Source organism: Brucella sp. IR073 (assembly GCF_049065735.1).
In the GTDB taxonomy this organism is placed as follows: Bacteria; Pseudomonadota; Alphaproteobacteria; order Rhizobiales; family Rhizobiaceae; genus Paramesorhizobium.
In genome coordinates this window covers 466,354-489,522 of the sequence record NZ_JBAKHD010000001.1, presented here as the reverse complement: position 1 = coordinate 489,522, position 23,169 = coordinate 466,354, and the positions used below count along the sequence as shown (strand labels likewise).

Genomic DNA, 23,169 nt, shown 5'->3' with positions numbered 1-23,169 from the left:
CGCGGAGGCTTTAAGGAAAGGATAAAGTACGAGGCGGTGCCTGGCCTTAAGGGCGAATTCGACCGGCGGGACGAGCGCTTTTTAGCCTATGGTAAACAGAGGGTTGTCCAGAAGGGGCCGAATGCGGCGAGATCACGGCGCCCCGCCTTCCGCCGACCATAATTTCATTCAAATTTGAATCAAAATTATGCGGCATTTTCAATCCGATCTTCTTATCCCTCTGGCATTGTACCGGCGTCATGAGCACAAAGGCAGGCATATGCGCTTTCTTATAAAGACGGTCTTCTGGCTGACGCTGGCATTCGTGGTGCTGCCGCACACGCCGCTCGCCGATCTCAAGGCCGAGATGGATCATTGGGCGAATGCCCAGCCGGCAGGCAATCCGGCCACCGAGCCCGACAAGACCGCCGAGAAGGCGCTCCAGACCTTGTCCAATGCCAAGGAAAAGCTCACAGGCCTCACTACGTTCTGTGAGAAGAACCCCCTGCTTTGCGAAACCGGCAAGTCCGCGATTTCGAATGCGGTGCAGAACCTGGGGAACGAGGTACAGAAGACTGATGGCGGCATTCCGGTGCCTGCGCTGCGGCAGGCGGCGGAGAAGACCGATCCTCGCCCGTGATTTTTATTTTTACTGCATGATCTTGTCCGAAAAGCCTGCAACTTTTCCGACGATGCTCTATATGAAGCCCATGACTCAGACCATTGACGACATCATTGCCGATTTCGACGTTCTCGATGATTGGGAAGACCGCTACCGCTATGTGATCGACCTCGGGCGCGGGCTGAAACCTTATCCCGACGACGCCCGCGATCAAGCGCATAAGGTGCAGGGCTGCGTCAGCCAAGTCTGGCTCAAGACCGAGATCGGCGAGGGAGCCGATCCTGTCATCAGCTTCCTCGGCGATTCCGACGCCCATATCGTGCGCGGGCTCGTCGCCATCGTGCTGGCGCTTTATTCGGGGCGCAAGGCTTCGGAAATCCTCGCCGTCGATCCCGACGGCATTCTTAGGACGCTCGGGCTCGACGAACATCTGACGCCGCAGCGCTCCAACGGCCTGCGCGCCATGATCGCCCGCATCCGCACCGAAGCGCAGGGGGCGCTGGCGGTATCTACCTGATCGCCGGCCTATAATCCACCGTGCCCCATTGCAGAATGCGCGGACGGCCGCGTTTTGGGGCGGCAAGCGGGTGGTAATGCCGGTCGAGCGCGCCGAGCGCGGCTTTCAGCAGCAGCTTTGCCGAACGTGCCGGCCAGTGGCGCTCGCGCTCCACGGTCTCCAGGCCCTTCAGGAAACAGCAGACATCGACGAGCACGCCCGACAGCTCCGGCCCGACGCTTTCCAGCGCCTTCTCGACGCGCAATCGTGCGGCAAGCGCGGCGTCGGTCAGGTCCGCCGTGCCGTTGGCGCTGGTGCGGGTCCGCCCGGCCACGCTCGTTTCCCAATTTGCGCTGACGCGCGGCATCAGATGGCCGCGGGTGAAATCGGCGCGCAGGCGCTCACCGGCGACGAACTCCCCCGCCGTCAGGAATGGTTTTCCGTCCATACCCTTGCGCCGGTAGAGCTGGCTCAGCGGCGACTCCGCGAGATTGACCGCGACCGATTGCTTCTCCCCGTCGATCTCGATGGTGAAGACGCTCACATCCTGCTTCATCAGCCGTTCCTCCCCTCATTGAGGAAGGTGGCGGCGGCCAGGCGCTCGAAGGCCGCCAGGACCAGTTCGAATTCCTTGTCCTCCCGTGCGTCCTCGATCAGATGGCAGGCGTGCATGACGGTCGAGCGGTCGCGCCCGAAGCCGTGCGCCACCTCAGTCATCGACATGCCGAATTGCGTATGGGCGACATACATGCCGATCTGCCGCACCCGCGCCACCTCGCGGCGGCAGCGCTCGCCGGAGCGCAGCTCATGGCCGGGAACGCCGAAAAAGGCGGCCAGTATGTCGATGAACGCGTCGCAAACCTCCATCATCCGGCCCCGGGGAACGCGCCGGCGGCGCCTCTCCCCCATCATTTGAGGCCGCTCGATGGCCAGCGAGCGCCCATGCCTGACAGCCAGTGTCACGAGCGCGTCGATCGCCTCGGATTGCGTATGGATCACACCGGAAACCCCCAAAGACATTCTCATTTCCCCCTGCTGAAACTAGGAATATCTTCTTATACAACCGATAGGCATTGCGGGGATAAATTTTTTATTAACTCTCGCGCGAATTCTAATTAAGCTTTTGTGCGGCAAAGGTTATTTCTTTGGGATAAGAAACAGAAGCAGGTATTAATCCTCCACATTGCCTGACGGCGCGAAACTGTTTGTCCAACACTTCTCTTTCGCAAGTCCAAACGGAAAGCTGCTTCGCCTTTTTCCCGGACTTGCTCAAATGGACGGACGCAATGACCACCCATAATCTTGTCAGGCAAGCGAAGGAATTTCTCGCGGGAAAGGAAAAGCTGCGGGGGGAAGCCATGCAGCGCGCGGCGCTGCAAATCCTCTGCGGCATCGATCTGGACCGCATTCTCGCCGCATCGCATGAGGAAAAGCGCAAAGCTATCCGCCGGCTGGAACGGCTCATCGAGCGCGAACGGCTCAAGGGCACGTCAGGCCATTGGAGCTATGACCTGAACCGGCATATTGCGCTGAAGCAGGCGAGGGAGAGGATCGAGGGGAGTAAGGGAGTAAGGGAGTAAGGGAGTAAGGGAGTAAGGGAAATTCCAAAATTCATCGAGGGTGTCCACTCTATTCCTCTATTCCCCTATTCCCTTACTCCCCTACAAAAAAACGGCGTCGAAGCGCCGTTTTTTCAAATCATAGCCATGGGGCTGTTCGTCTCAGGCGCGCTTGCGCTTGCGGCCGAGGCCCATGTTCTTGGCAAGCTGCGAACGGGCGGCTGCGTAGTTCGGGGCCACCATCGGATAGTTCGGATCCAGGTCCCACTTCTCGCGGTACTGTTCCGGCGTCATGCCGTAATGCGTCATCAGGTGGCGCTTCAGCGACTTGAACTTCTTACCGTCCTCAAGGCAGATGATATAGTCATCGAAAATGGACCGCTTCGGGTTGACGGCCGGTTTCGGCTTTTCAACCACCGCCATCGCTTCTTCGCGGGTACCGACACGACCAAACGCGGCATGAACTTCCGCGATCAGTCCAGGCAATTCTCCGGCTCTCACCGAGTTGTTGCTGACATAGGCTGCAACAACTTCTGCGGTTAGCCCGAGCAGTACGTCCTCAGCAGCTTCATTAATTTCAAGATGTTCCATCTATCTTCCCTCATTATACACCCGTTGGAAATATCCGAAGACATTTCCGCCGAGGGCATCCACTCTTTGAATGCTGGCAGCAGATCAATTCGTTTGGCTGTGCCTAGCCCATCCCGCGCGAGGCGACCATATCGCCAAGGAAAACCCGTCTGTCAATTATTTTGTACTACAACTTTGCGTTTCTTTCCAATATTTAATAAAGTAAAATTATATATCCTTAATTTCATAACTATTCATGTATCCATGAGAGATCGCTGGAATAAAACATAGAAGTTTTCCCAATATTTGATCCGAAATCTATTTAATATATTTTCAAGTGAATCGGTGGAATCGGTTAAGCGCAGCCTCCAACATTCGATGTAGCTTCCATGAAAAAGCGGATCATTACGTCAAATTTCTGGCGGCGCGAAAATAATTCGCCTTAAGGCGCAGCCCGAAAGATTGTGGGCGGGCGTAGAGCGGATAGATGCGACAATAAGAAACAGCTCTCCGCATGCTTGCCGTTGCCGAAGCTGCCTCCGGCACATAAATATGGGAGCGCTCCCATCTTGGAAAGGAACAGCCATGAGCGCGACCGAGACCCGGCGAAAGCCGCTGAAAATCGTCAGGACCGATGAGGAATGGCGCGAGCAGCTGACCCCGATCCAGTACCAGATCACCCGGCAGCATGGCACCGAGCGCGCCTTTTCCAGCCCCAATTTCGACAGCAGCCTGAAGGGCACCTATAAATGCGTCTGCTGCGGACGTCCGCTTTATCGCTCCGAGGCGAAGTATGAATCGGGCACCGGCTGGCCCAGCTTCTACCAGCCGATCGAGCCGGAGGCGGTGGAGGCCTTCGAGGACCTCTCCTACGGCATGGTGCGCACCGAAATCCGCTGCGCCGATTGCGACGCGCATCTGGGCCATGTGTTTCCCGATGGGCCGCCGCCGACGGGGCTGCGCTATTGCATGAATGGGCACGCGCTGGTGTTCGATGAGGATTGAGGTTTAGCACCCGCCCTCCCCCTTGCGGGGAGGGTGGCCCGATAGGGTCGGGTGGGGGGGGTGACGCTCACGCCACTTTCTCCAGCAAAAGCGCAAACGTAGCCACCCCCATCCGCCCGCTAACGCGGGCACCTTCCCCGCAAGGGGGAAGGAGGGCGCGAACCCATGCCCCTTCACTATAGATAACTCCATCCCCAGAGACCCCCATGACCAAACCCTCCTTCCCCACCCTCCCCGCCCCCATCGCCGCCAAGCACCCCGTCAGCGACGTCAGACACGGGATCACCCGCACCGACGACTACGCCTGGCTCAGGGCGAACAACTGGCAGGAGGTGTTCAAGGACCCGTCCGCGCTCGCCCCCGATATCCGCGCGCATCTCGACGCCGAGAACAGCTATTATGCCGGCATGATGGGCGATATGCAGGGACTGCGCGAGGCGCTGTTCGCGGAGATGAAAGGACGGATCAAGGAGGACGATTCCTCGGTTCCCTACAAGGACGGCCCCTATGCCTATGGCTCGTCCTACCGGACCGGCGGCGAGCAGCCGCGCCTTTTCCGCCGGCCGCGCGAGGGCGGCGAGGAGACGGTGCTGCTCGACGGCGACAAGGAAGCGGAGGGCAAGGCCTATTTTCGCCTCTCTTCCGCCGACCATTCCCCCGACCATCGGCGGCTTGCCTGGGGCTTCGACGACAAGGGGTCGGAGTTCTACACGCTGAAAGTCCGCGACCTCGATACGCTCGAGGATCTCGACGACGCTATCCGCGACACCAGCGGCGGCAGCGTCTGGGATGCGGCGAGCGAGGGCTTCTTCTATACGAAGGTGGATGAGAACCATCGCCCTTCAAAACTTTATTACCACAAGGTCGGCACGCCGCAGGCGGATGACCGGCTGGTGTTCGAGGAGCCGGACCCCGGCTTCTTTATGAGCGTCAGCGGCTCCAGCCTCGATGATTTCATCTTCATTTCCATCGCCGACCATGAGACGTCGGAAGAGTGGATCATTCCGGCGAAGGCGCCGCTGACCGAGCCGCGCCTGGTGGCGAAGCGCGAAACCGGGGTGGAATACAGCCTGACCGAAGGCGGCGATGTCTTCTACATCCTGACGAATGCGGACGGCGCCAAGGATTTCAAGATCATGAGCGCGCCCGTCACCGCGCCGGAGCGTGAAAACTGGAGCGAGGTGGTGCCGGAAAAGCCGGGCACGATCATCCTCTCCCACTCGGCCTATCGCGATTTCCTCGTCTGGCTGGAGCGCGCCGAAGGCCTGCCGCGCATTGTCATCCGCGACAGGAAAACCGGCGAGGAGCATGCCATCGCCTTCGAGGAAGAGGCCTATTCGCTGGGCCTCGTCGGCAGCGCGGAATATGATACCGACGTCATCCGCTTCACCTATTCCTCGATGACGACCCCGGCGCAGGAATTCGACTATGACATGCGCACGCGCTCGCGCTCGCTCCTGAAGACGCAGGAGGTGCCGTCAGGGCATAACCCTGCCGATTACGTGACGCGGCGGCTGCTCGCGCCCGCGCCCGATGGCGAGCTGGTGCCCGTCTCGATCCTCTACCGCAAGGATACGCCGCTCGACGGCTCGGCCCCCTGCCTCCTCTATGGCTACGGCTCCTATGGCCTGACCATTCCGGCGAGCTTCAACACCAATTGCCTGTCGCTGGTCGACCGCGGCTTCGTCTATGCCATCGCGCATATCCGCGGCGGCAAGGACAAGGGCTTCGCCTGGTATGAGAACGGCAAGCGCGATAAAAAGAAGAACACCTTCACCGATTTCATCGCCGCGGCGAAGCATCTGGTGGCGGAAGGCTTCACCAGGCATGACCGCATCGTTGCGCAGGGCGGCTCGGCGGGCGGACTCCTGATGGGCGCGGTCGCCAACATGGCCCCCGGCGCCTTCGGCGGCATCATCGCCGAAGTGCCGTTCGTGGATGTGCTCAACACCATCCTCGACGAGACCCTGCCGCTGACGCCGCTCGAATGGCCGGAATGGGGCAACCCGGTCGCCTCGGAAGCGGATTACCGCACCATCGCCTCCTATTGCCCCTATTCCAACGTCTCCTCCCAGGCCTATCCGCCCATCCTCGCCGTCGCCGGCCTCACCGACCCGCGCGTCACCTATTGGGAGCCGGCGAAATGGGTGGCCAAGCTTCGCGAGCTAAAAACGGACGACAACCCGGTCCTCTTCCGCATCAACATGGACGCAGGCCATGCGGGCGCGTCGGGGCGTTTCTCACGGCTGGAGGAAATCGCGCATAATTACGCGTTCGCGCTGAAGGTGACGGGGATGGTGGGGGTCAAGGCCGCGGAGGTGGCTTAAGCGCCCTCCCTCCCCCTTGCGGGGAGGGTGGCCCGAAGGGTCGGGTGGGGGTGGTGGAGTTTGTGCCATTGTCTCCAGCAAAAGCGCAAACGTCACCACCCCCATCCGTCTGCTCCGCAGACACCTTCCCCGCAAGGGGGAAGGAGGGGCGGGAACCGCCTCGCACATTGCAAAGAAACCATCCTCAAACCATATTCAGAGGAACCACCATCCCAGAAGGCGTAAAGACATGAAACAGATCGTTCTTGCCTTTCTTCTCGGCGCGGCGGCGGTGCTGTTCGCGGCTTCGGTTGCGGCGGAGGCTGCCGTTCTCAAGAATGTGCCCGAGAATGCCGGGCAGCGCTGCAACACGCCCCCTGCCGGCAGCGGCGTGATCGTCGGCATTTTCAGCGGCGAGAAGGAATCGCCCTTCATCAGCGACGACGACGCCCGCGTGCCCGTGGATCGCTACCGCTGCTTCAGCTCGATGGACGAATGCCGGGGCTGGCTCTACACGATGCAGAGCAAATATGGAGATTTCGGCGCGCCGCGGGCGGCGTTTTGCAGGGTGCGGTAAGTTCTTTTGAATTGGAACGCGGCGCGGGACGGCTCGCACCCTCCTTCCCCCTTGCGGGGAAGGTGCTCGCGTTAGCAGGCGGATGGGGGTGGCTACGCTTGCACTACGGTCTTCGAGGCAAGCGCAAACATCACCACCCCCACCCGACCCTTCGGGCCACCCTCCCCGCAAGGGGGAGGGAGGGTTCTACTGATACCCATCCCCATGCCCCGGAATCGCCTTCAAATACGCCGCGATGGCCTCGCGGTCGCTGGCGGGGAGCTGGCTCATATTCGCCACCACATCGGCCATGGAGCCGCCGAGCGAATCGAAATCGGGCGTGAAGCCGCTTTCCAGCGAATAGGCGATATCGCCCTCGCTCCAGCTTGAAATGCCGCCCTCCCCGCTCGTGATGTTGGGGACGATGCCCTGCTTGCCGTCCTCGCCAATTTCGGGCGAAACGGCTCCGGCAAGCCAGCGCGATTTTTCCAGGCCGCCGAACATGTCGCGCGGCGTATGACATTCTCCACAATGGCCGGGTCCCTCTACCAGATATTGGCCGCGCTTGACGGCATCGGAGGGGTCATCGAGCACGACCACCGGATCGGGCGAGAGATAGCGAAGCTTCCACAGACCGATGCCGCGCCTGATATTATAGGGGAAAGCCAGCCGGTGCGGGGCGGCGACATTATCGGATTGCGGCAAGGTCTTGAGATAGGCGAAGAGGTCGGCCACGTCCTGCGGTTTCATGCGGATATAGGACGTATAGGGAAAGGACGGGTAGAGATGGCGTCCATCTGGCCCGACGCCGCGCAGCATGGCGTTGGCGAAGTCCTCGAATTCCCAAGCGCCGATGCCCTGCGGCGAGGGCGAGATGTTGGGAGCGACGAAGGTGCCGAAAGGCGAGACGATTTCGCCGCCTCCCGTGAGCACGCGCCTGGCATCTCCCTCCGCCCCGGGAGCGGCATGGCAGGAAGCGCAGCCGCCCGCCCAGAACATCCGCTCGCCATTGGCGGTATCGCCGGGCGCGAGATCGGCCAGCAGTTGACTGTCGACCCGGTTTGGGGCGGTGAGGAACCAGAAGCCCGCGGCGGCGAGGAGGATCAGGAAAAGTGCAAGGGCGAGCAGCCTTCGGAGCATGACGGTTTAGCGCCTTCCGTTTTCAGCGCTCTCCTTCCCCCTTGCGGGGAAGGTGCCGGCGTCAGCGGGCGGATGGGGGTGGAGACGTTTGCGCCAAGGTTTTCAGCAGAAGTGCAAGCGTCACCACCCCCATCCGTCTGCTCCGCAGACACCTTCCCCGCAAGGGGGAAGGAGGGCGCAAGCATCAATTCTTCTTCACCCGGAATTGCTGGTGGCAGCTGCCGCAATTGGCTGAGATCGTCTGGAACTGCGTCTTGAGGCTATCCAGATCCTGCGGCTTGGCCGCGACGGCGGCGGCGACATCGGCCTTGAATTTCTCGTTCCGGGCTTTGAAATCCTCGATATTTTCCCAGATCTTCGGCGAAGCTTCCGTCTCGCCGGTATCGGAACCCTTCGGGAAGAGCGCATCGACGTCGAGCTTCTGGGCGTAGTCGTTGAGCTGGGTGAGCGCGTCGGACGCGGCGGCGGCGTCGAAGGGTTTCGCGCCCTTCACCATCGGCGCGAGCTGGCCCACGGACTTGGCCAGTCCCTTCATGATGGCTTCGCGGTCGGCGACGACATCGGCATGGGCAAGACCAGCGGAGGCGATGAAAAGAGCGGCGGCAGCGACCAGTTTACGCATGATTTCCCCTGTGAAGATTGGCACATTGGGTAGAATATGACCCAAGGCCGCGGGGAGGCATAGCGCGAAGGCCCGGCGGAAACCTGACCTCACATAGTTGTGATAAAACTGAATTAAAGTCTCATATTAAAGGAAAAGCCCCGGAAAGGGGCTTTTCGCAAGTATCGTGCTCAAGAAGCGATCAGCCGGCGGCCTTCTCGTAGAGCTCCTCGACATATTCCCAGTTGACGAGATTATCGACGAAGGCTTCGAGATATTTCGGGCGGGCGTTGCGGTAGTCGATGTAGTAGGAGTGCTCCCACACATCGACGCCGAGCAGCGGCGTGCCGCCATGGACGAGCGGATTTTCGCCGTTCGGGGTCTTGGTGATCTCGAGCTTGCCGTCCTTGAAGGCCAGCCAGGCCCAGCCGGAGCCGAACTGCGCCACGCCGGCGGCGATGAAATCGGCGCGGAACTTGTCGTAGCCGCCGAGGTCGGAATCGATGGCCGCCTGCAGCTTGCCCGGCAGCTTATTGCCGCCGCCGCCTTTCTTCATCCAGTTCCAGAAAAGGTTGTGGTTGTAGTTCTGGCCGGCATTGTTGAAGACGCCGGGGTTCTTGCCATAGCTTTCCTTGACGATCTCCTCCAGGCTCTTGCCTTCGAGGGGGGTGCCCTCGATCAGCTTGTTCAGGTTGGTCACATAGGCCTGATGGTGCTTGTCGTGGTGGTATTCCAGCGTCTCGGCCGACATATAGGGCGCAAGCGCGTCATAGGCGTATGGCAGCGGAGCCAATTCGAAAGCCATGGGAACTCTCCTCTGATGAGGCTGGATAGGCCAGCCCGAAAACGATCACGGTGGTTTACATAGGCTGACCGGCGTCGGCGGGCAATGCTTAAGCGAGGAATAGGAACCTAATTTAATCCCGGTGCGTTTCACCGGTTTGTGAACAGCCGGTTTTGCTGGTTGTACTTTATACTGTTGCAGGGGGATCACAGCGCCGTGAAGCCATGTTTACGCCCGATTGTTAACCAGTCGCAGCCACATTCCTCATGCGTTAAGAGCCCCGTTCGCAGCTCATTGGAGTTCCTTAACCAAAAGAAGCTTATAAAAGCCTCCCCCCAAGAAAAGTCTGGTTCAAGAATGGATAACAAGCTTTCCCGCCGTTCGTTTCTGGCCTTGGGCGCCGTGGCCGCCGTCGGCCTTTCCGGCTGCACCACCGTCGCCAGAAATGTCCCGATCATCGATGTCGGCCCCGACGGGTTACCGATCGCGCCAAGGCCACCGGCTGCCCCGGTACAGCCCTCGCCCGAGACCGCTTCAGCACTCGGCTCCTATGCGGCGATGTACGGGCCGATGCAGGATGGCGGCTTCGATCTTCCGGCCATTCCGATCCAGAAGATGGACCCGAAATATCTGCGCCAGATCGTGCCCGATCCCACGGGCGAGCAGCCCGGCACCATTGTGGTCGATACGGCCAACCGTTTCCTCTATCTCGTGCGCGAAGGCGGCCAGGCCATCCGCTACGGCGTCGGCATCGGGCGGCAGGGCTTTGCCTGGTCGGGCCGCGCCGTCATCCAGTACAAGCGCAAATGGCCGCGCTGGACGCCGCCGGACGACATGATCGCCCGCCAGCCGGAACTGGTCCAATACAGCGCCGCCAATGGCGGCATGGCCCCCGGCCTCAAAAACCCGCTCGGCGCGCGCGCGCTCTACCTCTTCCAGAACGGCGAGGACACGCTCTATCGCCTCCACGGCAATCCGGAATGGTGGTCCATCGGCAAGGCCATGTCCTCCGGCTGCGTGCGCCTGATCAACCAGGACATCATCGATCTCTACGACCGGGTTCCGGCGAAGACGCCGGTGCTGGTTATTTAAGGGAATAGGGCAGTAAGGGAGTAGGGGAGTAGGTTTACAAAAACATACTCCCCTATTCCCCTACTCCCTACCGTCTCAAACTCCCCAGCACGCCCCGCACCAATGCCCGCCCAAGCGACGAGGCGGCGGAGCGGACGGCTGATTTCATCGCGGCTTCCACGACCGACTGGCGTCCCGAGCGGCGGTTGCCGCCGCCGGTGCCGAGCACGTCGCCCAGCATCCCGCCCCAGCCATTGCCACCTTCTGCCTCCTCGGTCTCCTCAACCTTGGCGCTCTCTTCAGCCTTGCGCTGCAGGATTTCATAGGCGGATTCGGGATCGACCGCCTCGTCATAGACCCCGGCGACGGGGCTCGAAGCCATGATGTCAGCCCGTTCCTGCGGCTCCAGCGGGCCGATGCGCGAGGCGGGCGGGCGGATGAGCGTGCGCTGGACCATGGAGGGCACGCCCTTTTCCTGCAGAGTGGAAACCAAGGCCTCACCGGTGCCGAGGCTGGTGATCGCCTGGAAGGTGTCGAAATCCGGGTTGGGGCGGAAGGTCTCCGCCGCCGTCCGCACCGCATTGGTCTCGCGCGGCGTATAGGCGCGCAGGGCGTGCTGCACGCGGTTGCCGAGCTGGGCAAGCACCGTCTCGGGCACGTCGAGCGGGTTCTGCGAAACGAAATAGATGCCGACGCCCTTCGAGCGGATGAGCCGCACCACCTGCTCCACGCGCTCGAGCAGCGCCTTCGGGGCTTCGTTGAAGAGCAGATGCGCTTCGTCGAAGAAGAAGACGAGGCGCGGCTTTTCCGGGTCGCCCACCTCAGGCAGTTCCTCGAAAAGCTCGGACAGGAGCCAGAGCAGGAAGGTCGAATAAAGCCGCGGATTCATCATCAGCTTGTCGGCGGCGAGCACATTGACGACGCCCCGCCCGTCGGTCGTCGTGCGCATCAGGTCCGAGACCTTCAGCGCCGGCTCGCCGAAGAATTTGTCACCGCCCTGCTGCTCCAGCACCAGAAGCGAGCGCTGGATAGCGCCGACCGAGGCCTTGGTCACATTGCCATATTGCCCTGAGAGTTCGGAGGAGCGCTCCGCCATATGGGCGAGCAGCGCCTGCAGATCCTTCATGTCGAGGAGGAGAAGCCCCTCCTCGTCGGCAAGGCGGAAGGCGATGTTGAGCACGCCCTCCTGCGCCTCCGTCAGGTTCATGAGACGCGAGAGGAGCAGCGGCCCCATTTCGGTGACGGTGGCGCGGATCGGATGACCCTTCTCGCCGAAAATATCCCAGAAAATGACGGGCATCGGCAGGAGATCATATTCGGTGAGCCGGACATCGTCCGCCCGCTGCATGAGCCCTTCCTTGACCTCGCCTTCCGCCGCGATGCCGGAGAGATCGCCCTTGATGTCGGCACAGAAGACGGGAACGCCGGCAGCGGAAAAGCCTTCCGCCAGCACCTGCAGGGTCACCGTCTTGCCGGTGCCCGTTGCGCCGGTCACGAGGCCATGGCGGTTGCCATATTTCAGCAGCAGATGCTCCGGCTGCTGGTAGCTGTCGTCAGGCTTGCGGCTTGCGCCAAGAAAAATGCTATCGGCGGGCATGGGCGTCCTCATTTCGTCATCGCAGGGGCATGCCGAACGTATAGTGGGCGGCGGGGATGCGGACAATGAGGAATATGGCTCTATTGGGCTGTTGCCCTCCTACCCGTTGCTTCCGTGGCCGTTTGTAGCTACATTAGACTGAGACTTTATTCAGGAGCCGGACCATGAAAACCGATTCCGTCGTGCGCGCACGTATCGACGCCGAAACGAAGGACAGCGCCGCCAAGGCGCTCGCGGAGATGGGGCTTTCCGTCTCCGATTATATTCGCATGGCGCTGGTCCGCGTCGCCCGCGACAAGGCCATTCCTTTTCCGGTTAAAGTGCCGAATGCGGCAACCGTGGAGACCATGGAGAAAACCGCGCGTGGAGAGGAGGTCCACAAGGCCAAGGATGCGAACGATTTGTTCAAGCAATTGCGCATCTAGATGTTTGTTTCGCCGCACGATCTTATCCGGAAAGTCTGCAACTTTTCGGGATCATGCTTAAAGTGCGCGAGCCGTCCTATTCCAGCCATTTCCGCCGCGATGTCAAAAGGATGGAGAAGCGCGGGCATGACATGACGAAGCTGCGCCAAGTTCTGCAATTGTTGATCGAGGTCGCGCCCTTGCCCGCGCGGTTGCGTGACCATTCGCTCAAATCAAACTGGGCGGGCTATCGCGATCTGCACATAGAGCCGGACTGGCTTCTGATTTATAAGCTGGATGGCGAGAACGTCCATTTCGAACGCACCGGCACGCATTCCGATTTGTTCCGTTGAGAGATACCAGCCGAGTTAAATGTCGCCGGAACTGTCGGTCGCGGCACAGGCTCCTGGCATCAGCCACCTTGAAGAACCTATCGTGATAGGTTATCTAAATTCATGGTCACCATTCATCGTGCGCAGGGGCTGCGCTCATCATCTTTACAGACGATCATGAACCTGCCCATGTCCACGTGTTCGGTGACGGGCAAGCCAAGATCAATCTGATCGGGCCTGATGATGCTCCAGTTCTCGTGTCGGCGGAGGGCATGAAGCGAAGCGATGTGCGCCGTGCCTTGCAGATCGCAGGTGACCAGCAGGAGCAATTCCTGGCCAGATGGAGGGAAATCCATGGTTGAACTGACCGATGCCGAATATGAGGCCGCGGTGGAGCGGGGCCGGATAGCGCAGCAAACCGAGCCGCGCGCGTCATCCGCCCGCTATGACAAGCGCAACGGGCGTATGGTTGTCGAGCTCACGAATGGCTGCACCTTCGCCTTTCCCCCGCATATGGCGCGAGGGCTGGAAGCCGCTACGGATGAAGAGCTCGCCACAGTCGAGATTCTCGGAGCCGGATACGGCCTGCATTGGGAAAGCCTCGATGTGGACCTGTCCGTGCCCGGCCTGCTGGCGGGAATATTCGGCACCAAGGCTTATATGGCCCGCCGCGCCGGACGGGCCACGTCCCCGGCTAAAGCCGCAGCCTCCCGGCAAAATGGCCGCAAGGGAGGCAGACCGCGCAAGGTCGCGAATAACTGAAAAGCTCCGCCTTAGAGTTGTTCATGCTTTAATGGAGTCACCTGGATACCATTGGGCACCGTTGCAGTAACGGAGCTGCTGAGGCATGGATTCCTGTGACAAGCACAGGAATGACGGGGTAGTGATTTTTCCACGTCACCGAAAACCATTCTTGCCAAACGGGAGGTTGGAAACTGGGCGTCAATAGCAAAGCAGCCGTCATTCCTGTGCTTGTCACAGGAATCCATGCCTCAACAGTTACGCTGCCTCAACGAGCAAGAATACGCAATCATTTCCATCAAAAAGTGAAACGCTCACACCCGCTTGCATTCCCTCGCCTCAAATGCATATTACGTAAACGTCAAACTTCCGGAGGATTCCCCCATGGACGAACTCATCGCGCGCATCAGCTCGAATGTCGGCATCGACCCGGCCACGGCCACGAAGGCGGTCGGGCTTATTCTTGCTTTCCTTGAGAAGGAAGGCCCGGCGGACAAGGTTTCCGCGCTCATCGACGCCATTCCGGGCGCGCGCGAGGCGGTTGCCGCCGCGCAGGCTGAAGGCGGCGGCGGGTTCCTCTCAAGCATGATGGGCGGCGTCATGGGCCTCGGCTCGCAGCTGATGGGCATGGGCCTCGGCATGGGCGAAATCTCCGGCGTCTCCAAGCAGACCATCGCCTATGCCCGCGAAAAGGCCGGCGCAGGCCCGGTCGACGATGTCGTCAATTCGATCCCGGGCCTCGGTCAGTTCGTCTGACCGTCCCGAAAAATATCGTGAGATTTGGAAGGCAGCTCTCGGGCTGCCTTTTTCATTGCCCGCGCCTCTGATATTCGAAGCTTTCAAAATGCGCTTGCCTCGCGCGGCGGAAACCATGTCGCGGCCCGAGGCGACCTCAATACCCTCGAACAGGAAAAGTCCCACAGGAGGACGGCGTTGAAAATTCTAGTGACTGGTGCCGCCGGCTTCATCGGCTTTCATACCGCCCGCCTGTTGCTGGAGCGCGGCGACGAGGTCATGGGCATCGACAATCTCAGCGACTATTATGATGTCACCCTGAAGCAAGCGCGTCTTGAACGCCTGACGCCTTATGAGAAATTCCGCTTCGAGAAGATCGACATTGCCGACCGGAATGCGGTCGAGGCGGTTTTTCAGAATTTCCGCCCGGAGCGGGTCGTCCATCTGGCGGCGCAGGCCGGGGTGCGCTATGCCATCGAAAACCCGCACAGCTATGCCAGCTCTAATCTGGTCGGCTTCCTCAATATTCTGGAAGGCTGCAGGCACAACGCGGTCGAGCATCTGGTCTACGCCTCATCGAGCTCGGTTTACGGCGCCAATACCAGAATGCCCTTCAGCGTCCACGACAATGTCGATCATCCGCTCAGCCTGTATGCGGCAAGCAAGAAGGCGAATGAACTGATGGCGCATTCCTATTCGCATTTATACAACATCCCGGTGACCGGGCTTCGCTTTTTCACGGTCTATGGGCCGTGGGGGCGGCCCGATATGTCGCTGTTCCTTTTTACCAAGAAGATCATGGCCGGCGAGCCCATCGACGTCTTCAATTACGGCCGGCACGCCCGGGATTTCACCTATATTGACGATATCGCGGAAGGGGTCGTGCGGACGCTCGACCGCATCGCTGAGCCGAACAGCCAATGGGACGGGATGGACCCCGATCCCGGCACGTCCAGGGCGCCCTACCGGCTTTACAATATCGGCAATAACAAGCCTGTCGAACTCGATTATTTCATAGCCTGCATCGAGGATGCGGTCGGTAAAAAGGCCGTCAGGAACCTCCTGCCCCTGCAGCCGGGCGACGTGCCCGCGACCTATGCCGACATCGACGCGCTGGCGGCCGATATCGGCTTCCGGCCTCGCACCTCCATCGAAGAGGGCATCCGCCGCTTTGTCGACTGGTACAAGGAATTCTACGGGAGGGCGTAAGGTGGTCCGCCGCACGATGACAAACGAGTGTACGCTATTCCTTTCTGAAAATAATGCTCTAAAGTCTCCATGCAAGCATCGCATGGTCGGGAGAAGGCATGGACGCGAGCATATTGAAGGAAGGTCTCTTTCCTCCTGAGGATTACGACCGCTGGGTCAGGCTCGCTGAAAAAGCGCTGAAGGGCGAGAGTTTCGAGGAGGCGCTGACCTCGCAAACCGATGACGGCATCGTCATCGAGCCGCTTTATGAGCGGGACAGGCACGCGAAGCCAGTGTTCCGCGCGACGCCGGACCGGCCATGGCGTATCGTTCAGCGCGCGGACGACCCCGATCCAGCCCGCGCCAACCGCCAGCTCAGGGACGATATCGAAAACGGCGCCAATGGCGTGGCGCTGGTGTTCGAGGGCGCGCAGAATGCGTTCGGCTTCGGTCTTCCCATCGGAGCCGACACGATCGAACGGCTCTTCGAGGATATCGATCTCGACGGCCTCACTCTGCGGATGGACGCGCATCCCAACAGCCGCGCCTGCGCCGAATGGCTGGCGGATTATCTGCGCTTCCGGCGCATCGATCCGGCCCGTACGTGTTTTTCCCTGGGGATCGACCCGACCGCGACACTCGCCTCATGCGGGTGGCTGCGCATGAGCGTCGAGGCGCTGAAAGCGTCGCTGCCGCAGGCGCTCGGCAATTTCTTCGCCACCGGCCTGCCCGGCATCGTGCTGGAGGCCGATGGGCGCCCCTATCACAATGCGGGTGCGACCGAGGCGCAGGAATTGGGCGCGATGCTGTCAGTCGCGCTCGGTTATCTCCGCATGTTCGAGGACGCACGTCAGCCTGTCGTCTACGCCACGCCGCATATCGGCTTTGCCGTCTCGGCCGACCAGAACCAGTTCGTCACCATCGCCAAGCTGCGCGCCTTGCGCCAGCTCTGGGCGCGGCTGCAGGAAGCATGCGGCATCACGCCCTCGCCCGCCGCGATCCATGCAGAAACCTCGATGCGGATGATGACCGCGCGCGACGTGGAGACCAACATCCTGCGCACCACCATCGCCGGCTTTGCCGCGGCGGCGGGCGGGGCGGACGGCATTTCCATCCTGCCGCACACCATCACCCATGGCCTGCCCGACGCGGCCGCGCGGCGGCTCGCCCGCAACACGCAGCTGATCCTTGCCAGGGAGGCTCATCTCGGTTTCGTCAGCGATCCCGCCGCCGGGTCCGGCGGGATCGAAATGCTGACCGAATGCCTTTGCGAGGCGGCATGGAATGCGTTCCAGGCGCTCGAACGCGAGGGCGGCATTTTGCAAAGCCTCGTCGACGGGCATTTTCAGGCTAGGATCGCCGAATGCCGGGAAAAGCGGGCAGAAAGCTATCGCAGCGGCGAGCGGGGGATTGTCGGGACAACGATTCATCCGGCTGCAGAGGACGGCCCCGTCGCGGTGCTCGATAGGGAGCGCAGGACTTTGCCCCATGACGGGGCGGTGCATTGCGAGCCGCTGGTGTTTACGCGGCTGGATGAGATGGTGGGAGACGTTTGATGAAGGCGCTCTTCGATTTCACCCCCCTCTGCCCTGCCGGGCATCTCCCCCTCAAGGGGGGAGATTGGCTGTCACAACGCTCCTCTCTCATCCTCCAACGTTGGCGATTGGTGCCGGGCATCGATGAAAGCGTAATCTCCCCCCTTGAGGGGGAGATGTCCGGCAGGACAGAGGGGGGTGTCGCGGCGCCGGCCTTTCCACATGGAGCCTCCCCGCGATGATCCCCGACTTCACCCAAATCCCCTGGAGCGAACCGAAAACCAAAACGCCGAAGCCCGGAGCGGACAGGTGGAAAACGCCTGAGGGGATCAGGGTCAAGCGCGCCTATACGCAAGCCGATCTCAAATCCCTGCCCCATCTCGATACCTATCCGGGCATGCCGCCTTTCATCCGGGGGCCCTACCCCACCATGTATGTGCGGCAGCCCTGGACGATCCGGCAATATGCCGGCTTCTCGACCGCCGAGGAATCGAATGCCTTCTACCGGCGCAATCTTGCGAGCGGTCAGAAAGGCCTGTCCGTCGCCTTCGACCTTGCCACCCATCGCGGCTATGACAGCGACCATCCGCGCGTGGCGGGCGATGTCGGCATGGCGGGGGTGGCGATCGATTCCATTCTCGACATGCGCCAGCTTTTCGACGGCATTCCGCTCAGTGAGATGACCGTATCCATGACCATGAACGGCGCGGTGCTGCCGGTCATGGCGCTTTTCATCGTGGCGGCGGAGGAACAGGGCGTCGCGCAGAAGGATCTCGCCGGGACCATCCAGAACGACATTCTCAAGGAGTTCATGGTCCGCAACACCTATATTTATCCGCCCGCGCCCTCGATGCGGATCGTCTCCGATATTTTCGCCTATACGGCGAAGCATATGCCGAAATTCAATTCGATCTCGATTTCCGGCTATCACATGCAGGAGGCGGGGGCGACCGCCGATCTGGAGCTCGCCTACACCATTGCCGACGGCATCGAATATGCGCGGGCGGGGCTGGCGGCGGGGCTCGATATCGACACATTCGCGCCGCGCCTGTCCTTCTTCTGGGCGACAGGCATGAATTTCTTCATGGAGGTGGCGAAGCTTCGGGCGGCGCGGCTCATCTGGGCCTTGCTGATGAAGAAAAACTTCGAGCCCAAGGACGAGCGCTCGCTGGCGCTACGCGCCCATTGCCAGACCTCGGGCTGGTCGCTCACCGCGCAGGACCCGCACAACAACATCATCCGCACCATGGTGGAGGCCATGGCGGCAACGGGCGGCGGCACGCAGTCGCTGCACACCAACGCCTTCGACGAAGCACTGGCGCTGCCATCGGAGCATTCGGCGCGGATCGCCCGTAACACGCAGGTTCTTCTGCAGAAAGAATCCGGCACGACCGAGATCATCGATCCCTGGGGCGGCTCGGCCTATGTGGAGCGGCTGACGCATGAGCTGGCCGTCCGTGCGCTCCAGCATATCGAGGAGGTGGAGGCGCTCGGCGGCATGGCCAAGGCCATCGAGCGCGGCATTCCGAAAATGCGCATCGAGGAGGCGGCGGCGCGCACCCAAGCGCGGATCGATAGCGGCGAGCAGCCCGTCATCGGCGTCAATATGTTCCGCCCGGCTGAAGACGTCGCGGTGGAGGTGCTCAAGATCGACAATGCCGAGGTGCGCGCCCGGCAGCTTGCCAAATTGCAGGCGCTGAAGGGCACGCGCGACGTGGGTGCGGTGGAGGCGGCGCTCGACCGGCTGACGGCGGCGGCGCAATCGGGCGAAGGCAATCTCCTCGAATTCGCTATTGAGGCCGCGCGCGCCAAGGCGACGGTGGGCGAAATCAGCCTCGCGCTCGAGAAGGTGTTTGGCCGCCATGTGGCGGAGGTGCGCACCATCTCCGGCGTCTACCGGAGGGCGTTGGGGCCGAACAGGATAGCGGAGCGGGTGGCCGAGAAGGTGGCGGCGTTCGAGAAGCGCACCGGCGAGCGCCCTCGCCTCCTCATCGCCAAGATGGGGCAGGATGGACACGACCGCGGGCAGAAGGCGATCGCCACGGCGTTCGGCGATCTGGGTTTCGAGGTGATTGTGGGCGCGATGTTCCAGACGCCGGAGGAAGTTGCCGATCTCGCCGTCAAGTCCCGCGCGCATATTCTCGGCGTCTCCTCCCTCGCGGCGGGCCATCTGACACTGGTGCCGGAGCTGAAGGCGGCGCTTCGACTGCGGGGCGGCGATGATATTCTTCTCGTCGTCGGCGGCGTTATCCCGCCGCAGGATCATGAGGCTGTGAGGCAAGCCGGCGCGACGGCAATCTTCCCGCCCGGCACCGTCATCTGCGAGGCGGCGGAAAGGCTGATCGATGCGCTGCTGGAGGCGGCTGAGAGACGGTCTGAATGAGCGGCGAGACCATCGACCGGGAACGGCTTTTGGCCATTCTCGACTATTGGCACAGGATAGAGTTCTTCATTCCTTCGATTTATCCGCCTGCGCCGAGCCGCGCGAGGGCTATGCGCCTTTCTGGATGCATGCCGAGACGCTTGAAGAGGATAGCGCCTCCCTGCGCCGGCCTGTCATCCCCGAGGGCAAGGAAATTGCCAAGATAAGGCTCTTCTTCGGCGTGTTCGACAAGTCGGAGATGGCGGATGCCATCCTGCGCTTTTGTGCGCCGGCCAATGAACTCGGCGCGTTCGAGGACATGGAGCGCGGCGACCTCGAAGGCGATACGTGCTTTGCCAGCCTGGAACTCGACGCCAACGGCGTTCCGCTTTTTGACCGGTTTGCGATTTCGACCCTGCCATGGGCGCTGGGGCGCATCGCCAAGGACGGGCTGACGGCGCTTTCCCTCAGCGCCTTTGCCGAAAGCATGAAGAAGCTGAAGGAGCTCCTGGAAAATTTCAGAGCGCAGCGGCATCTTGGCCGATCCGCGGAGGCGGACGGCGCAGAGCCGCTCACCCCGGCTGAAATCCTCGCCCTCAATCGCCTTCTGCAGGACTGGGCGGGTTTCAGCCCGAAGCCCGGCCGTCCGGTTGCGCTCGCCGAAATCCGGTTTCGCGAGAAGCGGGAGACATCCGTCAAGCAATTGGAGCCGCCGCAGATTATCGACATGGTCCCAGCCGGCGGCGATGAGGACGAGGAGGATGACGCGCCGGAGGTTGAGCAGGAGATCGGCCAGGGCAAGGAGGAAGACATCGTCTTCATGGTGCTGGGAACCGATGCCGAGCACCGCGACGCCGCCATCTGGGCCGCATCCAGGCCGAACCTGCTGAATGTTGCGGCGACACGGGGGCGCTACCGGCTGTTCATCGTGGGCGACCGCGATCTCTGGAGCGGCCTGCCCTATTGCAGCGACGCCGCCGACATGCTGCCGGTTGTGCGAGAGGGGGATTTTTTGGGGCGGTTCATGGTTTGATGGAATCGCCCGAATCCCGTTTTGGGCCGTTGTAGCAATGGATATGGAGAGGAATGGATCCCCAGTGACAAGCACTGGGATGACGGATGGGTTGACTGTTCTCGATAATCTCCAACCGTTCCGCATGCCACAATAGTTGCCGAGGTGGGCGAATACCTTTCCGCCCCGTCATCCCAGTGCTTGTCACTGGGATCCATTCCTCTACAGTGAATTTTCACCAACGACGAAGATCAAGCTTCGTTGCCAGGTTCCCTTGGCGCGGCGCGCAACTCGATGAAAGAGTTGCTTGGCGGCTCCATCAAAACAAGCACCACTCAGATCTCAACCGTGAAATCGCGGAAAAACGCTGCCGCGCCGTCCTCGTCGATTTCACCGGCGGCGACCATGGTGACGAGGTGGATCACATCCTCATTGGTCGCTTCCAGGCTCAGCCCGTTGAAATGGAGAAAAAGATCGGCGGCAGCGAAGCCGGTTCGCTTGTTGCCATCGACGAAGGAATGGTTCTTGACGATCCCGTAAAGATAAGCCGCGGCGAGTTCATAAAGGTCCGGCGCGCCGTAACCATGCTTCTTGCACGGCCTGCCGAGCACGGATTCCAGCGCACCTTCGTCCCGCAAGCCAGCCGCGCCTCCATGAAGGCGCAGCTGCTCGTTATGCATGGCCTCGATGAATTCCCGCGAATGGAACTCGATCATTTGGCGAGAACGCGATAGGCGGTCTCGTATTTTTTCATGCGCTCGCGCGCTATCTGCATCTTCTTTTCGAACTCTTCCGGATTTTCCGTGAGCGGGCGCAGCTTCAGCCCGTCACTCTCCTCGATCAGAAGAACGGTGTCGCCCGCATGGATATTATGCCGGTCAAGCACTTCCTTCGGCAGGATAACGCCTTCCGAATTGCCGATTTTCCGAACAGTCAGGTTCATTTGCGATGTCCTATGTTATAACTTATGGTATAACATAGGAAGCGACGGCTTTCAATCATCCATGTCTTTCCCCGGCAGCCCCTCAAACGCCTCCGCCGCCCACGGCGTCGCCGAGTGGCACCAGATCTGCCGCTTCGGCGACAGCTCCCGGCGCTGGTCGATGCTGCCCCAGCGGATGCCCCAGGGCGCGTTCTGGGTATCCTCGCCGCTGGTGAAGAGGGGCGAGCCGCATTCGGGACAGAAATATTGCAAGCGCTTGCGCCCGCTCGTTCCCGTCTTCACATAAACCTTGGGCGCGTTGCCGGTGAGCGTGAGAGCGCCGGGAGCGGCCCTCACCGTCACGCGGTAAGGCGAGCCGGTCAGCCGCTGGCAATCAGTGCAGTGGCAGATCGTGACCCGCTCCGGGTCAATCTCCGCCTCATAGGTGACATGTCCGCAATGGCACTGGCCGCTGATTTGCATGATCGTTTCCTCCGAACGAGGCAAAACCTGCCATGGCTCGAATGGTTCCGGTTTCAGCTTAGAGCGGTTTAGCTTTTTTGACGGAAGCGTTGGTCAATTGCGGCTATAGCCACCCCTTCCGGCGGAAGTAGATCAGCGGCAGGATGGCGGACACCACCATCAGGATCAGGGCCAGCGGATAGCCCCATGGCTCCTTCAACTCCGGCATGAAGTGGAAGTTCATCCCGTAGATCGAGGCGATCAGCGTCGGCGGCATGAAGCCGACCGCGGCGACCGAGAAGATCTTGATGATGGCGTTCTGCTCGACCGAGATGAGGCCCACCACCGTGTCGAGCAGGAAATTGATCTTGTTCGAGAGGAAATCGACATAGTTTTCCAGCGATTGCGCGTCCCGCTCCAGCGATTTGATCCAGGCTCGCTTGTCCTTGTCTGCGCCGCTCGCCTGCAAATTGGTGGTGACGTAGACGAGCAGGCGGCTGATGCCTGCCAGGCTCTCGCGCACCTTGGAGAGAAACGCGCCCTGGCCGCCAATATGCGTCAGCAGCAGGCGGAAATCCCTGTTCGTCATCGGGCGGTCATGAGCCCGCAAGTGGAAGATCGACTGGGATTCCTCCTCGATCTTCTCCGAGACGGCTTCCAATATATCGGCCAGCCGGTCCGTCGCCGCTTCCAGAAGGCCGAGAAGGATGGCGAGGCCGGAACATTTGGCATCGATAAGGCCATTGCCCGGCTTCATGGCCCGCTCGATATAGAGCGCGAAGGCCCTGGGCTCGGTATAGCGGGCCGTGACCAGCAGCCTGCCTGAAAGCACGAAGGAAATCGGCGCGGTCTTACGATGATCCTTGCCGACGGTATAAAGAATGGGCGCGGTCAGATATTGCGCGCCGTTTTCCATGTAGAACCGGCTCGATTCCGCGATATCGACCATATCCGCATGGGTCGGGATATCGGCGCCGATCCATGTTTCGACGGTCTTTTCCTCGTCCGGCGTCGGGTTGAGGAGGTCGATCCATACCGCATTTGCGGGCAGCGTGCTTCCCGCTTCCTCCTCGACCAGTATCAGATGGTCGCTATCGAGACAGTAAATGCGGATCATGCGAACGCCCTACTTGCGAAAAACGAGGCCCGCCAGCCTAGCGATGAGGCTTTAAAATAGACATAATGCGGCC

26 protein-coding genes and 1 pseudogene are annotated in these 23,169 nt (G+C 61.0%); 16 read left to right on the top strand and 11 right to left on the bottom strand.

Annotated features, from left to right (window positions below):
* The first annotated feature begins 259 nt into the window (after positions 1–259).
* Both ACOWVG_RS02415 and ACOWVG_RS02410 read left to right on the top strand, forming a co-directional pair.
* Positions 260–619: a hypothetical protein gene (locus tag ACOWVG_RS02415; RefSeq protein ID WP_420959886.1), complete on the top strand. Its 360-nt coding sequence runs from the start codon at positions 260–262 to the stop codon at positions 617–619.
* A gap of 70 nt (positions 620–689) precedes the next feature.
* Positions 690–1,118 (top strand): SufE family protein, encoded by a 429-nt coding sequence (locus ACOWVG_RS02410; protein ID WP_420959885.1) that lies wholly within the window; start codon positions 690–692, stop codon positions 1,116–1,118.
* Here the strand turns inward: ACOWVG_RS02410 and ACOWVG_RS02405 are convergent.
* Both ACOWVG_RS02405 and ACOWVG_RS02400 read right to left on the bottom strand, forming a co-directional pair.
* A pseudogene (locus ACOWVG_RS02405) lies at positions 1,111–1,629 on the bottom strand (DUF6456 domain-containing protein); the annotation flags it as partial. The gene ACOWVG_RS02410 and the pseudogene ACOWVG_RS02405 overlap by 8 nt on opposite strands.
* A 23-nt stretch (positions 1,630–1,652) precedes the next feature.
* Positions 1,653–2,111 carry a helix-turn-helix domain-containing protein gene (locus tag ACOWVG_RS02400; RefSeq protein WP_420960158.1) on the bottom strand — a complete coding sequence of 153 codons (459 nt, stop codon included), beginning with the start codon at positions 2,109–2,111 and terminating at the stop codon, positions 1,653–1,655.
* 272 nt (positions 2,112–2,383) lie between these two features.
* Here ACOWVG_RS02400 and ACOWVG_RS02395 point away from each other — a divergent pair, with 272 nt between their 5' ends.
* Positions 2,384–2,677, top strand: a complete 294-nt coding sequence (locus ACOWVG_RS02395; protein WP_420959884.1) for a cytoplasmic protein — start codon at positions 2,384–2,386, stop codon at positions 2,675–2,677.
* Between the two features lie 141 nt (positions 2,678–2,818).
* Here the strand turns inward: ACOWVG_RS02395 and ACOWVG_RS02390 are convergent, their stop codons facing one another.
* Positions 2,819–3,247, bottom strand: a complete 429-nt coding sequence (locus ACOWVG_RS02390) for a MucR family transcriptional regulator (protein WP_420959883.1) — start codon at positions 3,245–3,247, stop codon at positions 2,819–2,821.
* 564 nt (positions 3,248–3,811) lie between these two features.
* Here ACOWVG_RS02390 and msrB point away from each other — a divergent pair.
* The 3 genes from msrB (at position 3,812) to ACOWVG_RS02375 (ending at position 7,114) form a co-directional block, all read left to right on the top strand.
* The gene (gene msrB / locus ACOWVG_RS02385) at positions 3,812–4,231 is read left to right on the top strand and encodes a peptide-methionine (R)-S-oxide reductase MsrB (RefSeq protein ID WP_420959882.1); all 420 of its coding nucleotides are present in this window, start codon (positions 3,812–3,814) and stop codon (positions 4,229–4,231) included.
* Between the two features lie 206 nt (positions 4,232–4,437).
* On the top strand, positions 4,438–6,558 hold the full coding sequence (locus ACOWVG_RS02380; protein ID WP_420959881.1) for a S9 family peptidase: 2,121 nt from the start codon (positions 4,438–4,440) through the stop codon (positions 6,556–6,558).
* A gap of 229 nt (positions 6,559–6,787) precedes the next feature.
* Complete coding sequence (locus ACOWVG_RS02375; protein WP_420959880.1) at positions 6,788–7,114, top strand: metallophosphoesterase; 327 nt, start codon at positions 6,788–6,790, stop codon at positions 7,112–7,114.
* Positions 7,115–7,300: 186 nt separating this feature from the next.
* Here the strand turns inward: ACOWVG_RS02375 and ACOWVG_RS02370 are convergent, their stop codons facing one another.
* The 3 genes from ACOWVG_RS02370 to ACOWVG_RS02360 form a co-directional block, all read right to left on the bottom strand.
* Positions 7,301–8,233, bottom strand: coding sequence for a c-type cytochrome (locus ACOWVG_RS02370; RefSeq protein ID WP_420959879.1), 933 nt, complete (start codon positions 8,231–8,233; stop codon positions 7,301–7,303).
* A gap of 184 nt (positions 8,234–8,417) precedes the next feature.
* Positions 8,418–8,855, bottom strand: a complete 438-nt coding sequence (locus ACOWVG_RS02365) for a c-type cytochrome (protein ID WP_420959878.1) — start codon at positions 8,853–8,855, stop codon at positions 8,418–8,420.
* A 181-nt stretch (positions 8,856–9,036) separates the two neighbouring features.
* A complete protein-coding gene (locus ACOWVG_RS02360) occupies positions 9,037–9,639 on the bottom strand; it encodes a superoxide dismutase (protein ID WP_420959877.1) in 603 nt (200 codons plus the stop codon).
* A 336-nt stretch (positions 9,640–9,975) separates the two neighbouring features.
* On the opposite strand from ACOWVG_RS02360, the gene ACOWVG_RS02355 reads away from it, so the two are divergent.
* Positions 9,976–10,710, top strand: a complete 735-nt coding sequence (locus tag ACOWVG_RS02355; RefSeq protein WP_420959876.1) for a L,D-transpeptidase — start codon at positions 9,976–9,978, stop codon at positions 10,708–10,710.
* Positions 10,711–10,777: 67 nt separating this feature from the next.
* Here ACOWVG_RS02355 and ACOWVG_RS02350 read toward each other — a convergent pair whose 3' ends face one another.
* The gene (locus ACOWVG_RS02350; protein ID WP_420959875.1) at positions 10,778–12,286 is read right to left on the bottom strand and encodes a helicase HerA-like C-terminal domain-containing protein; all 1,509 of its coding nucleotides are present in this window, start codon (positions 12,284–12,286) and stop codon (positions 10,778–10,780) included.
* A gap of 164 nt (positions 12,287–12,450) precedes the next feature.
* Here ACOWVG_RS02350 and ACOWVG_RS02345 point away from each other — a divergent pair, with 164 nt between their 5' ends.
* From ACOWVG_RS02345 to ACOWVG_RS02305, 9 genes are all read left to right on the top strand, one after another.
* Positions 12,451–12,711 (top strand): type II toxin-antitoxin system RelB/DinJ family antitoxin, encoded by a 261-nt coding sequence (locus tag ACOWVG_RS02345; RefSeq protein WP_420959874.1) that lies wholly within the window; start codon positions 12,451–12,453, stop codon positions 12,709–12,711.
* A gap of 53 nt (positions 12,712–12,764) precedes the next feature.
* A complete protein-coding gene (locus tag ACOWVG_RS02340; protein WP_420959873.1) occupies positions 12,765–13,043 on the top strand; it encodes a type II toxin-antitoxin system YafQ family toxin in 279 nt (92 codons plus the stop codon).
* 176 nt (positions 13,044–13,219) lie between these two features.
* Entirely contained in the window at positions 13,220–13,384 is a 165-nt protein-coding gene (locus ACOWVG_RS02335; RefSeq protein WP_420959872.1) for a hypothetical protein, read from the top strand.
* Positions 13,377–13,784, top strand: coding sequence for a DUF2442 domain-containing protein (locus ACOWVG_RS02330; protein WP_420959871.1), 408 nt, complete (start codon positions 13,377–13,379; stop codon positions 13,782–13,784). Before ACOWVG_RS02335 ends, ACOWVG_RS02330 begins: the two co-directional genes overlap by 8 nt.
* A gap of 363 nt (positions 13,785–14,147) precedes the next feature.
* Positions 14,148–14,519, top strand: a complete 372-nt coding sequence (locus ACOWVG_RS02325; RefSeq protein ID WP_420959870.1) for a DUF2267 domain-containing protein — start codon at positions 14,148–14,150, stop codon at positions 14,517–14,519.
* Positions 14,520–14,696: 177 nt separating this feature from the next.
* Positions 14,697–15,707, top strand: coding sequence for an NAD-dependent epimerase (locus tag ACOWVG_RS02320; protein WP_420959869.1), 1,011 nt, complete (start codon positions 14,697–14,699; stop codon positions 15,705–15,707).
* A gap of 98 nt (positions 15,708–15,805) precedes the next feature.
* On the top strand, positions 15,806–17,242 hold the full coding sequence (locus ACOWVG_RS02315) for a methylmalonyl-CoA mutase subunit beta (RefSeq protein ID WP_420959868.1): 1,437 nt from the start codon (positions 15,806–15,808) through the stop codon (positions 17,240–17,242).
* A gap of 217 nt (positions 17,243–17,459) precedes the next feature.
* Positions 17,460–19,604, top strand: coding sequence for a methylmalonyl-CoA mutase (gene scpA / locus ACOWVG_RS02310; protein ID WP_420959867.1), 2,145 nt, complete (start codon positions 17,460–17,462; stop codon positions 19,602–19,604).
* A 46-nt stretch (positions 19,605–19,650) separates the two neighbouring features.
* Positions 19,651–20,616, top strand: coding sequence for a hypothetical protein (locus tag ACOWVG_RS02305; RefSeq protein ID WP_420959866.1), 966 nt, complete (start codon positions 19,651–19,653; stop codon positions 20,614–20,616).
* Positions 20,617–20,930: 314 nt separating this feature from the next.
* Here the strand turns inward: ACOWVG_RS02305 and ACOWVG_RS02300 are convergent, their stop codons facing one another.
* The 4 genes from ACOWVG_RS02300 to ACOWVG_RS02285 form a co-directional block, all read right to left on the bottom strand.
* A complete protein-coding gene (locus tag ACOWVG_RS02300) occupies positions 20,931–21,311 on the bottom strand; it encodes a type II toxin-antitoxin system death-on-curing family toxin (RefSeq protein WP_420959865.1) in 381 nt (126 codons plus the stop codon).
* Positions 21,308–21,538 carry an AbrB/MazE/SpoVT family DNA-binding domain-containing protein gene (locus ACOWVG_RS02295; protein WP_420959864.1) on the bottom strand — a complete coding sequence of 77 codons (231 nt, stop codon included), beginning with the start codon at positions 21,536–21,538 and terminating at the stop codon, positions 21,308–21,310. Before ACOWVG_RS02295 ends, ACOWVG_RS02300 begins: the two co-directional genes overlap by 4 nt.
* A 51-nt stretch (positions 21,539–21,589) precedes the next feature.
* Entirely contained in the window at positions 21,590–22,000 is a 411-nt protein-coding gene (locus tag ACOWVG_RS02290; RefSeq protein ID WP_420959863.1) for a GFA family protein, read from the bottom strand.
* Between the two features lie 103 nt (positions 22,001–22,103).
* The gene (locus ACOWVG_RS02285; protein WP_420959862.1) at positions 22,104–23,096 is read right to left on the bottom strand and encodes a magnesium transporter CorA family protein; all 993 of its coding nucleotides are present in this window, start codon (positions 23,094–23,096) and stop codon (positions 22,104–22,106) included.
* Positions 23,097–23,169 lie beyond the last annotated feature (73 nt).